Raw genomic sequence first — 11,989 nt, forward strand, 5'->3', positions numbered from 1 at the left:
CGGCGTATTGATTCAACGAGTTTTCACCATGACCCCCTTTGTCTTCCATCGCAACGCCGTGGGCGTTGCCATCCTGTCCCTCGCCTCGCTGGCCGCCGGCGCCCAGCAAGCCGAACCCGCACCAGCCGATGCGGCGCCCACCCTGAAGGAAATCACCGTCACCGGCAACCCGCTCGGTGGCGCCGAACTGATCGCGCCGACCACCTCGCTGTCGGGCGAGGCGCTGTTGCTGCGCTCGCAGTCCACGCTCGGCGAGACGCTGGACGGACTGCCCGGTGTGAGCAGCAGCTACTTCGGCCCGAACGCGAGCCGGCCCATCGTTCGCGGACAGGACGGCGACCGCATCCGCATCCTGCAGAACGGTGGCGGCGCGCCTGATGCCTCGGCGCTGAGCTACGACCACGCGGTGCCGGTCGACGCGCTGGTCACGGAACGCGTCGAGGTACTGCGCGGCCCGTCGGCGCTGCAGTACGGCGGCAGCGCGGTCGGCGGTGTGGTCAACATCATCGACAACCGCATTCCGAGCGAGCCGATCAACGGCTTCGGCGGCCGTGCCGACCTGGGCTATGCCACCGGCAACAAGGAGAAGAACGGCGGCGTGGTGCTCGAAGGCGGCAATGACCGCTATGCACTGCATGTGGATGCGTTCGACCGCCGCTCCGACGACGTGGCCGTCCCGATCGAGCTCGGCTGCAGCAAGCCCGGCTCGCCCTGGCTGGCGCGCCGCATCTGCAACTCGGCGAACGAGGCACGCGGCGGGGCGATCGGCGGCTCGCTGTTCTTCGACCAGGGCTACATCGGCGCGTCGGCCAGCACCTACCGCAGCACCTACGGCACCGTGGCCGAGGACGATGTGACGATCGGGATGAAGTCGGATCGCTATGCGCTCGAAGGCGAGTGGCGCCCGGGCGGCTTCTTCACGAGCGTGCATGCCAAGCTCAGCAGCACCGACTACCGCCACACCGAATACGAGGGCGGCACCGCCGGCACTACCTTCGCCAACAAGAGCAGCGACCTGCGCATCGAGGCGCGGCACCAGAAGATCGGCAACCTCGAAGGGTTGATCGGTTTCACGAGCGAGCGCAACCGCTTTTCGGCCGATGGCGAAGAAGCCTTTGCGCCGCACAGCCGCACGCGGGCCAACGCGCTGTTCGTGCACGAAGAGCTCGGCATGCCGTGGGGCAAGCTGAGCTTCGGCGCCCGCACCGAGCAGGTCAAGGTCACGTCGCTCGGCTACCCGGCCGATCCGGAGATCACGCGCTTCGCGGTCGGCGAGCGCAGCTTCAACCCGCACAGCGCGGCACTCGGCGCCCTGGTCAACCTCACGCCGCAGTGGCAACTGACGTCCAACCTGGCCTACACCGAGCGGGCGCCGAAGGACTATGAGCTGTTCGCCAACGGCCCGCACGTCGCGACTGCGGCGTGGGAGGTGGGCGATCCGTCGCTGCAGAAGGAGAGGTCGGTCGGGTTCGATCTGGGCGCGCAATGGAAGTCGGGCGCCAACCGCGCCGGCGTCAACGCGTACGTCACGCGTTTTCGCAACTACATCGGTCTGACCGCGAGCGGCAACCAGCGCGACGAGGAGGGCAATGTCGTGACCGACCCTGCTGCCACCGACACGCTGGCCGAGTACGTCTACAGCGGCGTGCGGGCGCGTTTCACCGGCATCGAGGCCAGCGGCAACCTGCAGTTGCTCGGCCGTGATGGTTTCGCCCGCGCCAGCGACGGCTCGACGCTCGACCTCGAATGGCGCGGCGATCTGGTGCGGGCGACCAACACCGACACTGGCGAGCCGCTGCCACGCATCGCGCCGGTGCGGGTGGGCGCCACGCTGGTCTACGGCAACGGCCCATGGAGTGCGCGCTTCGGTTTCGATCACAACGCCGCGCAACATCGAGTGCCGTTGGTCGGCGCACGCGAGACCGATGCGTACACGCTGTGGAACGCATCGATCAGCTACCGCATGAAGGTGCAGCGCGCGGCGTTGACCTGGTATGCGCGTGTCGACAACATCACCAACAAGCTGGCTTACACGGCGACGTCGATCCTGACGACGACGGTGTATCCGGATGCGCCGCTGCCGGGGCGGACTTTGAAGGTTGGGTTGCGGGTGAATTTCTAGTCTGCGGCGTTTCGGGGGTGCGTCGGTGGGCGGTATGCGCTGGGGCGGCCGACGTCACCGGCCGCTTCGCGGCTGCCCTGCGCTGCTCGCGTCAGGCGGGGTCCGCGTGAACTCGCTTCGCTCAAACAGCACGCGGCCCTGATCCGCCTGCCGCTGCGCTGCTCGGCGGTGCCTCAACGGCCGCCCCAGCGCATACCACCCACCGACGTGGACACATTGGGGTTGCATCCGGAAGGCGCGACCTCCGCACCACCCCGAAGCCCGGTGTGCGGTACGGGCTGGCCGATCCCTTCTGCGCCGCCGAGGAGCGCAGCGTTTTGCGGATCAGGGCTCGCAGCTGTTTGAGCGAAGCGAGTTCTGCGAGACCCCGCAAAGCGCGAGCACCGCAGGGCAGCCCGAAGGGCCGGCGCAGCAGGGTCGGCCGGCCCGTACCGCTCACCGGGCGTGCTTCCAGAGAAAACGGCGTGGGCTATCCTCAAAGCAGTGAACGCCTCCGTCATCTCATCACTGCTCCCCGTCGTTCTCCTGATCGCAGCGGGCTACCTGGCAGGCCGGCGCCGCTGGATTAGTGGCGCGTCGGTCAAGGATCTGTCGAACCTGATCTTTCTGTTGCTCGCGCCCGCACTGCTGTTCCGCGCGATGAGCACGGTGCATGTCGAGCAGCTCAGCCTGCGGCCGGTGGCGGCGTACTTCATCGCGGCAGGCCTCATCTTTGCGGCCACGCTGCTCTGGCGCGGCTTCAACCGCACGGCCGCCGTGCTGGCGCTGGCCAACACCTACAGCAACACCGTGATGATCGGCATCGCGCTGGTCGGGCTGGCCTACGGGCCCGAGGGCACGGTGGTGCTGCTGACGCTCATCTCGCTGCATTCGCTGGTGCTGCTCACCAGCGCCACCGTGGTGCTCGAACTCGCGGTGGCGCATGAGCACGCGACCCGTAGCGGCGCCGGCGGGCAAGACCGCAAGGCCATGGCGCGCACCGTCGGCAAGGCCTTGCGAAACGCCATCGTCCATCCGGTACCGCTGCCGATCCTCGCCGGACTGCTGTTCGCGCAAACCGGCTGGACGATGCCGGAGGCCATCGACACGCCGATCCGTCTGATGGGCCAGGCTTTCAGCCCGGTCGCGCTCGTGATGGTCGGCATCACGCTCGCGCTGACGCCCGTCGGGCTGCACTGGCGCGGCGCGCTGGTGCAGGCCGTGGTCAAGAACCTCGTGCATCCGCTGCTCACGGCAGCCCTGGGATGGGCCTTCGGCCTGCGCGGGCTGCCGTTGACCGTGATGGTGGTGGCCGCAGCGTTGCCGATCGGCGCCAACGTGTTCCTGTTCTCGCAGCGCTACCGGACGGCCGAGGAACTGGTCACCGCCAGCGTCGTGGTGTCGACCGTGCTGGCATTGGTCACCCTGTCACTGGTCATGGCACTCGCCGGCTACCTTTGACCCTGTGTTCGAGCGAACACCGCGGAACCGGCTTCGCCGGGCCGCTGGTGTTGCCCCCGGCAGGGGGTTGGCGCAGCGACACGAAGTGCGCGAAGCCTGGGGGCGAGCACATTACGGTGCCAGGCGCTCGCGCCGCCAGGCGTCGTCTTCGCGGCGATAGCGCAGCCGGTCATGCAGCCGGCTCGCGCGGCCCTGCCAGAATTCCCAGCGATCCGGCACCAGCCGGTAGCCGCCCCAGTGCGGCGGCCGCGGCGGCGAGAGCAGGAACTTGGCGGCCGCAATGGCCGCGTTCTTCACCAGCACCTGGCGGCCGTCGATCACTTCGCTCTGCGGGCTGGCCCAGGCGCCGATGCGCGAGTCGAGCGGGCGGCTTGCGAAGTAGGCGTCGCTTTCCGCCGCATCGACCTGTTCCACGCGGCCCTCGATGCGCACCACGCGCTCGAGTTCGACCCAGTGGAACTGCAGCGCCGCGAACGGGTTGCCGGCCAGTTCCTGGCCCTTGCGGCTTTGGTAGTTGGTGAACCAGACGATGCCGCGCGCGTCGTAGCCCTTGATCAGCACGATGCGCGTCGAGGGCCGCAGGTCGCCGGCCACGGTGGCCAGCGTCATCGCATTGGGTTCGGGCACCTTCGCGTCGATGGCTTCGGTAAGCCAGCGTTCGAATTGCTGCAGCGGGTCTTCGGCACTGCGGGTTTCGTCGAGTTCGGCGCGCTCGTAGCTCTTGCGCAGCGCGGCCAGGGAATCGTTCGGTGAGCTCATGCCGGCATTGTCGGTGGATACTGGATTCATGGCCGACCTGCTGCTCCCCACCATCATCGTGCTGGCCTCCGGCCGCGGCGATCGCTTTCGCGCGTCGGGCGGCAGCGGCGCCAAGCTGCAGGCACTGCTGGCCGGCAAGCCGGTGCTGGCGCACACGCTGGCCGCCGTGCAGGCCAGCGGACTGCCCTGGCATCTGGAAGACGCGGGCCACCCGGGCATGGGCGATTCGATCGCGGCAGCGGTGCGCCATACCGCCGAGGCGAACGGCTGGCTGATCCTGCCGGGAGATTTGCCGCTGGTCCAGCCGGCCACCTTGCGGCAAGTGGCGGCGGCATTGGGCGGGGCGATCCAGGCGGCGCAGCCGCACTACCGTGGCGAGCGCGGCCATCCGGTGGGCTTCGCGCGCGAATGCCGGGACGGCCTGCTGGCGCTGGAGGGGAACAAGGGCGCAGCGCCCGTCCTTCAGGCGCTGCGCGCTGTCGATGCAGTCGCAGACATCGCGGTCGACGACATTGGCGTGGTCACCGATATCGACACCGTCGAGGCGCTCGCGCGCGCCGAAGCGCTGCTCCAGTTGCGCCTCAACCCTTCGTGATCACGGCGCAGGCCGTGCGCGGGCCGGAGTTGCCGGCCGGCTGTGTCTTGAAGTCGTCCGGATCCTTGTGCACCACAAGCGCGCGACCGAGCACGCTGTTGGCGGCGCCATCGGTCAGCGAGATCGAATGGTCGTCCACGCTGAAGCGCGCCACGCCGTTCGCGTCGGCCACCAGGCTCGGCAGCTCGCCCGCGTGGCTGCCCGGCGCGCCGAACTTGCCGTGGGTGCCGCCCGTCGGGTTGAAGTGGCCGCCCGAGGCCATCGCGTTGTCGCTGCAGTCGCCTTTTTCGTGGATGTGGAAACCGTGCTCGCTGCCCGGCGCAAAGCCGCGCACTTCGCCCGCAACCCGCACGCCGTGGTCGAGCGCGGTGAAGGTCACCCGGCCCATCGTGGGATTGGGCGAGATCGCCGCGGTGGGCGCCAGGGCGGCGACCGCGCTGGCTTTGCCCATGCTCATGCTGCCGCAGCCGGCAAGCAAGGCGGTGGTGAGCAGGGCGGCGGTGGATGCAGCGGTAGTGAAGCGGATGGTCATGGTTTCTCCAGGAAGTTTTGGCAAGTATCGGGCGGCGCGTCCGAAGGGGATAGCCCGGGGGCCGCAGTGTCGCTGTCGGCCGCGGCCGCAAGATCGGCTGCAGCCAGCCGAACCAGTCGCGCCAGCGCGGCGTCGTGGATCGCATGGCGCTGCAGTTCGAGCAGGGTTTGGCGCGCGTAGTCGATCGAAGTTCCGAAGCGGCCGGTGGCGCTCGCAAATATTTCGCGGTAGCGCGCTTCGCTCAGTTCGCCGGTGAAGTTGGGGCTGCGGCGCGACAGCGTGAAGGCCAGCGCGCGCACCGTGCCGCCGGGCGTGATGCAGTCGAGCCAGCGCGGGTCGTACACGCCCGTGGGCATCTCGCGCAGCCAGAGCCGGCCCAAGGCTTCGAGCCCGTCGGCGGCCGGAATGCGAAACACCATGCCCTGCACGCTGCCGCCCGAGAGCAGCCCGAACACCAGGCCCGGGTTCTGCGGCGTGCCGCGGTTGACCCGGCTCCACATCTTGAGCGCACGGTGCCAGCCATGCACGCGGGCCGGGCGCCGCTCGGTATGGTCGAACTCCGGCCGCCAGATCAGCGAGCCGTAGCCGAACACCCAGAGATCCTCGTGCCCGCCCCATTCCTCGATCACGCGGTCGAGCATGGGCTTGGGGTCGCGCAGCGGCCGGGGCAGCGGATCCAGTCCGGGCGGGCCTGGGCCTTTTTCCCCACCACCTACAATTTGAGACTCATGGTTCACCGCACCATTATTTACCGGCCCCTTACCTACGGAGTTCGCCCGATGGCTTCCCCCAGCGACGACGACAGTCAGCAAAACCTCATTCTCGGCATCGCTGTCGGTGTGATCGCACTCGTGATCTTCCTCGTGGTCGGCATCGCGCTCTACAAGAGCGGCGCTGCCCGCGCACCCGCAAAACCGGTGGTTGCCGCAGCGGCACCGGTGGTGGCCGTGGTGACCGAGACGGTGTCGGTCACCATTCCCGATGGCGCCGGCATCCGGGTCGTGAACGGCATCGTGAATTTCTACTTCGCCACCGGCAGTGCTGACCTCGCGCCGGGTGCCGCCGAGGCGCTGGCCGCGGTGATCAAGGGTGTCGAAGGCGGTCGCAAGGCGGTAGTCTCGGGCTTCCACGACACCACGGGCGACGCGGCCCTCAACGAGCAGCTCGCCAAAAAGCGGGCCGAAATGGTGCGCGACGTGCTGACCGGCCTCGGTGTGCCGGCCGCTAAGGTCGATCTGCAGAAGCCGGCCGTGACCACCGGCACGGGCAACAATGCCGAAGCCCGCCGGGTCGAGGTCAAGCTGCTGGACTGAGCGCAAATCCGTATTGCCCGAAAGCCCGGTTCTGCCGGGCTTTTTCATTTTCGCTTGGTACGATGCTCGGGCATGACCACACACCCCACAGTCCAACAGGTCACCGACCGGATCCGCCGGCGCAGCGCGCCGACGCGCGGCGCCTACCTGCAGCAGCTTGCCGAGATTGCCGACCGAGACCGCGGTTCCGATCGCATGGGTTGCGCCAACGTGGCGCACGCCGTTGCAGGCGTGCCGGCCAACGACAAGCTGAAGATCGTCGCCGAGCGTGCGCCGAACATCGGCCTGGTGACCGCCTACAACGACATGCTGTCGGCCCACGCGCCGTACCAGCACTACCCCGACATCATCAAGAACGAGGCCCGCAAGCTCGGCGCTACCGCACAGGTCGCGGGCGGCGTGCCCGCCATGTGCGACGGAGTGACGCAGGGCACGCCCGGCATGGAGCTGAGCCTGTTCAGCCGCGACCTGATCGCGATGAGCACCGCCGTCGCGCTCACGCACGACATGTTCGATGCGGCGCTGCTGCTCGGCGTCTGCGACAAGATCGTGCCCGGCCTCCTGATCGGCGCGCTGCACTTCGGCCATTTGCCGACCGTGTTCGTGCCGGCCGGGCCGATGTCGTCGGGCCTGTCGAACACGGCCAAGTCCAAGGTGCGCGAGCAGGCAGCACAAGGCCTGGTCGGCCGCAAGGGGCTGCTCGATGCCGAGATGGCGGCCTACCACGGCCAGGGCACCTGCACCTTCTACGGCACGGCCAACAGCAACCAGATGCTGCTCGAAGCCATGGGACTGCATGTGCCGGGCACCGCGTTCATCCAGCCTGGCGACGCGATGCGCGAAGCGCTCACGCGCGAAGCGGTGCGAACGGTGCTGGGGCGCGCTTCCACGCAAGCCTTCCAGTGCCCGCCGATCGGCGTGATGGTGGACGAGCGCGCCATCGTCAATGCCATGTCTGCACTGCTGGCCACCGGCGGCTCGACCAACCATCTGATCCACTGGGTCGCGGTGGCGCGCGCGGCCGGCATCGTCATCGACTGGGACGATTTCTCGCACCTGTCCGATGTGGTGCCGCTGCTGGCGCGCGTCTATCCGAACGGCAGTGCCGACGTCAACGCGTTCCAGCAGGCCGGTGGCCCCGGCTTCGTTATTGGTGAACTGGTCGACGCGGGCCTCATGCATGCCGATGTGCTGACGGTGCGTGCAGGCGGCATCCGCGAGTTCGCAGGCATCCCGGCGCTGGCCGATGCCGAAGCGGCTACCTTGCAATGGAGTCCGGCTGCACCGCTGGCCGATGAAGCGATCACGCGCCCGGTCGCCAAACCGTTCAGCGCCACGGGCGGCCTCAAGCTGCTCGGCGGCAATCTGGGCCGCAGCGTGATCAAGGTGTCGTCGGTGCCCGACGACCGCCACATCATCGAGGCACCGGCCCGCGTGTTCGATTCGCAGATGGCACTGCACAAGGCCTTTACGGCCGGTGAGCTCGATCGCGATGTGGTGTGCGTGGTGCGCTGGCAGGGCCCGCAGGCCAACGGCATGCCCGAGCTGCACAAGCTCACGCCGCCGCTGTCGGTGCTGCAGGGCAAGGGCTTTCGCGTGGCGCTGGTCACCGATGGCCGCATGAGCGGCGCGTCGGGCAAGGTGCCGGCCGCGATCCATGTCTCGCCCGAAGCTGCCGCCGGCGGGCCGCTGGCCAAGGTGCGCGACGGCGACCTGATCCGTCTCGACGCCGTGGCGGGCACGCTGGCCGTGCTGCTGCCCGAGGACGAATGGGCCGCGCGCGAGAATGCAGTGCAACCCGAATCCCAACGCGCCGCCGACGGCCGCGGCCTCGGCCGCGAGCTGTTCGCCGGCATGCGCCGCAATGCGCTCACTGCGGAAGAGGGCGCCTGCTCCTGGCTGTAACCAGCGCCGCCGATCTTCGACAGAACTGAATGGAGCCATGAAATGAGAGACAAACTGACCGCACTGGACGTCATGCGAGACGCCCCGGTGATCCCGGTGATCGTGCTGCACGACGTGGCCCATGCCGTGCCCTTGGCGCGCGCGCTGGTGGCCGGCGGCATCCGCATGCTCGAAGTGACGCTGCGCACGCCGCAGGCGCTGCAATGCATCGAGGCGATCGCCCGGGAAGTGCCCGAGGCCGTGGCCGGTGCCGGCACGATCCGCAGCGCGGCCGATGCCCAGGCGTCGGCGCTGGCCGGCGCGAAGTTTGGCGTGAGCCCGGGCTACACGCGCTCGGTGGGCAAGGCCTGCCACGACATCGGCCTGCCGCTGCTGCCCGGCGTGGCGACCGGCAGCGAGATCATGATGGCGCAGGAAGACGGCTACACGCAGCTCAAGTTCTTCCCGGCAATGCAGGCCGGCGGCCTGCCGATGCTCAAGGCATGGCAGGGTCCGTTCGGCGACGTGACCTTCTGCCCGACCGGCGGCATCAGTCTGGCCAACGCGCACGAGTTCCTGGCGCTGTCGAACGTGGCCTGCGTCGGCGGCTCATGGATCGTGCCGACCGACGCGATCGCCAAGGGCGACTGGGCCCGCATCGAAACGCTCGCACGCGAGGCGAGCCAGCTCGCCCGATGAGCGAAGGTTTCGACAGCAGCACGCTGAAGGTCATCGCCTTCGACGTGTTCGGCACCGTGGTCGATTGGCATGGCGGCATCTCGGCCGAGGTGGCGCAGGCGCTGCCCGAGGTCGATGCCGATGCGTTCGCCACTGCCTGGCGCGCCGGCTACCAGCCGGCCATGCGCCGCGTGATGGAGCGGCTGGCGGCGGGCGAGGGCGGCTTCACGCTGATCGACGAACTGCACCTGGCGATCCTCGAAGACGTGCTGCACGACTTCGGCGTCGATCGGCTCGACAAGACGCAAAAGCGCGACCTCAACCGTGCATGGCACCGGCTGCCGGCCTGGCCCGATGCGGTCGACGGCTTGCGCCGGCTCAAGACCCGCTTCACGATCTGCACGCTGTCGAACGGCAACATCGGCCTGCTCACCGAAATGGCCAAGCGGGCCGGCCTGCCCTGGGACTGCATCCTTTCGGCCGAAGTGTTCAAGGCCTACAAGCCGGATCCGCGCACCTACCTCGGCGTGGCGGGTGTGTTCGACCTGAGCCCTTCGGAGGTGATGCTGGCGGCCGCGCACCACGACGACCTCGAAGCAGCGCGCAATTGCGGACTGCAGACCGGCTACATCGAGCGGCCGACCGAGTTCGGGGCCAGCCGGCCGAAGGACGTGTCGCCGCGCGCGGACAACACGCTGCATGCGCGCGACATCGGCGCGCTGGCGGATGCGCTGGGCTGCTGAGCCGGGGCGTTGGCGGGTTGCAACGCAACGAAACTGCAGTGTGCGGTATCGCACAGACTTGGAGCCGAACCGAGCACTAGTTCCTGTTCTGTAGGTTGAGATAGCACGACACTCCTTTCCGCGCGGCGCCAGACCGCGGTCAGGGAGTTTTCGTGTTTCGTCAGATCCGTGTTCCGGCTTGCCCGCTGCAAGCAACCGCCTTCGCTTGCGTGCTGCTCGCTGCTTCCTTGAGCGCGCAGGCCCAGGTCAATCCCAGCGCCCCCAAACCCTTCGTCGAAGAACTGCGCCAGCAAGAGCGCGAACGCGCCCTGCGCGAGCAGCAGGAACGCACGGTCGATGAGCGCCTGCCCGCAGCCGCCAAGACCGAAGACAAGCGCCTTCCGGTCAACGAGTCCCCGTGCTTTCGCATCGGCCGCCTGCTGCTGACCGGGGAGCGTTCAGAAGACTTCCAGTGGGCGCTGGCTGCGGCTGCCACCGGGCCGGAAGGCGACGACACGCCGATCGGCCGTTGCCTTGGCACCCAGGGCGTCAACACGGTGCTGGCCCGTCTACAGCAGGCCCTGATCGCGCGCGGCTGGGTCACCACCCGCGTGCTGGCCGCCCCGCAGGACTTGAGCCAGGGCACGCTCACCCTGACCCTGGTGCCCGGGCGCATCGCAACGATCCGCTTTGCCGACGATGCAAGCGCCAAGGCCTGGTTGCCATCCTTGCGCAATGCGGTTCCGGCCCGCGCGGGCGACCTGCTCAACCTGCGTGACATCGAGCAGGCGCTTGAGAACCTCAAGCGCCTGCCCACCGCCGAAGCCGACATCCAGATCGAGCCTTCCAGGGCAGCCAACGCAAAACCCGGCGACAGTGACCTGGTCGTCAAGTACAGCCAGAAGCTTCCGTTGCGCGCCACGCTGAGCCTGGACGACAGCGGCACCAAGGCCACCGGCAAGACCCAGGCGGGCGCCACCGTCGCCTGGGACAACCCGTTCGGCCTGAACGATCTCTTCTACGTCAGCCTGAACCACGACGCCTTCAACCACAAGGGCTCCGGCACCAGCGGCCAGACCGTTCATTACTCCATCCCCTATGGCTACTGGCTGCTGAGCGCGACCGCCTCGCAAAGCAAGTACCACCAGAGCGTGGCCGGCCTGAACCAGAGTTACGTGTATTCCGGCGAGAGCCGCAACGCCGAGCTCAAGCTCTCGCGCCTGGTCTACCGCGATGCCAGCCGCAAGACCACGGTGGCTGTGCGCGCCTTCCGTCGCGCCTCCAACAACTTTGTCGACGACACCGAGATCGAGGTGCAACGCCGCATCGTCGCTGGTTGGGAGGCCAGCGTGAACCACAAGGAGTTCATCGGCGAATCGACGCTCGAGGGCACGCTGGCCTACAAGCGCGGCACCCATGCCTTCGGTGCGCTCGTGGCACCGGAAGACGCCTTCGACGAGGGCACCTCGTACATGCGGCTTTTCACGGCCGAGCTCAGTGCCAACGTGCCGTTCAAGCTGGGCGACCAGAAGCTGCGCTATTCAGGCCTGTGGCGCGCCCAGTGGAACCGCACCCAGCTCACGCCGCAAGACCGCTTCGCCATCGGCGGGCGCTACACCGTGCGCGGCTTCGACGGCGAGAGCAGCCTGATGGGCGACCGCGGCTGGCTCATTCGCAATGACATCGGCTGGGCCCTGGGCCAGAGCGGTGCCGAGCTTTATGTGGGACTGGACTACGGGCAGGTCAGTGGTCGATCGACCCTGCAAACGCTCGGCAATCACCTGGCCGGCGGCGCCATCGGGGTGCGCGGGGCCTTCAAGGGCGCGGGCGGCCAGTTCAGCTACGACGTCTTCATGGGCGCACCGATCAGCAAGCCCGAGGGCTACCGCACCGCGAGGGTGACGGGTGGCCTGAATCTGAATTTCAGTTTCTAAGTTTCCCCGG

At 68.3% G+C, this 11,989-nt stretch carries 11 protein-coding genes; 8 read left to right on the forward strand and 3 right to left on the reverse strand.

Annotated elements, in window-relative coordinates; translation table 11 throughout:
- Positions 1–28: 28 nt before the first annotated feature.
- Positions 29–2,122: a TonB-dependent receptor gene (locus QTI05_RS17245; protein WP_286622379.1), complete on the forward strand. Its 2,094-nt coding sequence runs from the start codon at positions 29–31 to the stop codon at positions 2,120–2,122.
- A 483-nt stretch (positions 2,123–2,605) separates the two neighbouring features.
- Positions 2,606–3,562, forward strand: a complete 957-nt coding sequence (locus tag QTI05_RS17250) for an AEC family transporter (protein ID WP_286545407.1) — start codon at positions 2,606–2,608, stop codon at positions 3,560–3,562.
- A 111-nt stretch (positions 3,563–3,673) separates the two neighbouring features.
- Here the strand turns inward: QTI05_RS17250 and pdxH are convergent, their stop codons facing one another.
- Positions 3,674–4,321 (reverse strand): pyridoxamine 5'-phosphate oxidase, encoded by a 648-nt coding sequence (pdxH, locus tag QTI05_RS17255; protein WP_286624928.1) that lies wholly within the window; start codon positions 4,319–4,321, stop codon positions 3,674–3,676.
- Positions 4,322–4,349: 28 nt separating this feature from the next.
- Between pdxH and QTI05_RS17260 the strand changes: the two genes are divergently transcribed.
- On the forward strand, positions 4,350–4,916 hold the full coding sequence (locus QTI05_RS17260; RefSeq protein ID WP_286545408.1) for a nucleotidyltransferase family protein: 567 nt from the start codon (positions 4,350–4,352) through the stop codon (positions 4,914–4,916).
- Here the strand turns inward: QTI05_RS17260 and QTI05_RS17265 are convergent.
- A complete protein-coding gene (locus QTI05_RS17265; protein ID WP_286545409.1) occupies positions 4,903–5,448 on the reverse strand; it encodes a superoxide dismutase family protein in 546 nt (181 codons plus the stop codon). The genes QTI05_RS17260 and QTI05_RS17265 overlap by 14 nt on opposite strands.
- Positions 5,445–6,089, reverse strand: coding sequence for a gamma-glutamylcyclotransferase (locus QTI05_RS17270; RefSeq protein WP_444812914.1), 645 nt, complete (start codon positions 6,087–6,089; stop codon positions 5,445–5,447). The genes QTI05_RS17265 and QTI05_RS17270 overlap by 4 nt, the downstream gene beginning before the upstream one ends.
- Positions 6,090–6,227: 138 nt before the next feature.
- Between QTI05_RS17270 and QTI05_RS17275 the strand changes: the two genes are divergently transcribed.
- From QTI05_RS17275 to QTI05_RS17295, 5 genes are all read left to right on the forward strand, one after another.
- Positions 6,228–6,761: an OmpA family protein gene (locus tag QTI05_RS17275; protein ID WP_286545410.1), complete on the forward strand. Its 534-nt coding sequence runs from the start codon at positions 6,228–6,230 to the stop codon at positions 6,759–6,761.
- Between the two features lie 72 nt (positions 6,762–6,833).
- Positions 6,834–8,666 carry a phosphogluconate dehydratase gene (edd, locus tag QTI05_RS17280; protein ID WP_286545411.1) on the forward strand — a complete coding sequence of 611 codons (1,833 nt, stop codon included), beginning with the start codon at positions 6,834–6,836 and terminating at the stop codon, positions 8,664–8,666.
- A gap of 42 nt (positions 8,667–8,708) precedes the next feature.
- On the forward strand, positions 8,709–9,344 hold the full coding sequence (gene eda, locus QTI05_RS17285; RefSeq protein WP_286545412.1) for a bifunctional 4-hydroxy-2-oxoglutarate aldolase/2-dehydro-3-deoxy-phosphogluconate aldolase: 636 nt from the start codon (positions 8,709–8,711) through the stop codon (positions 9,342–9,344).
- On the forward strand, positions 9,341–10,066 hold the full coding sequence (locus QTI05_RS17290; protein WP_286545413.1) for a haloacid dehalogenase type II: 726 nt from the start codon (positions 9,341–9,343) through the stop codon (positions 10,064–10,066). The genes eda and QTI05_RS17290 overlap by 4 nt, the downstream gene beginning before the upstream one ends.
- 152 nt (positions 10,067–10,218) lie before the next feature.
- Positions 10,219–11,979, forward strand: a complete 1,761-nt coding sequence (locus QTI05_RS17295) for a ShlB/FhaC/HecB family hemolysin secretion/activation protein (protein WP_444812915.1) — start codon at positions 10,219–10,221, stop codon at positions 11,977–11,979.
- Positions 11,980–11,989: the final 10 nt, after the last annotated feature.

Source organism: Variovorax fucosicus, assembly GCF_030316825.1.
GTDB classification, from domain to species: Bacteria; Pseudomonadota; Gammaproteobacteria; order Burkholderiales; family Burkholderiaceae_C; genus Variovorax; species Variovorax fucosicus.

Excerpts from the sequence above, each read along its gene's own strand:
- QTI05_RS17275 (WP_286545410.1), top strand. The coding sequence starts at position 6,228 with ATGGCTTCCCCCAGCGACGACGACAGTCAGCAAAACCTCATTCTCGGC.
- QTI05_RS17245 (WP_286622379.1), top strand. The coding sequence starts at position 29 with ATGACCCCCTTTGTCTTCCATCGCAACGCCGTGGGCGTTGCCATCCTG.
- eda (WP_286545412.1), top strand. The coding sequence starts at position 8,709 with ATGAGAGACAAACTGACCGCACTGGACGTCATGCGAGACGCCCCGGTG.
- pdxH (WP_286624928.1), bottom strand. The coding sequence starts at position 4,321 with ATGAGCTCACCGAACGATTCCCTGGCCGCGCTGCGCAAGAGCTACGAG.
- QTI05_RS17260 (WP_286545408.1), top strand. The coding sequence starts at position 4,350 with ATGGCCGACCTGCTGCTCCCCACCATCATCGTGCTGGCCTCCGGCCGC.
- QTI05_RS17265 (WP_286545409.1), bottom strand. The coding sequence starts at position 5,448 with ATGACCATCCGCTTCACTACCGCTGCATCCACCGCCGCCCTGCTCACC.
- QTI05_RS17290 (WP_286545413.1), top strand. The coding sequence starts at position 9,341 with ATGAGCGAAGGTTTCGACAGCAGCACGCTGAAGGTCATCGCCTTCGAC.
- QTI05_RS17270 (WP_444812914.1), bottom strand. The coding sequence starts at position 6,089 with ATGCTCGACCGCGTGATCGAGGAATGGGGCGGGCACGAGGATCTCTGG.
- edd (WP_286545411.1), top strand. The coding sequence starts at position 6,834 with ATGACCACACACCCCACAGTCCAACAGGTCACCGACCGGATCCGCCGG.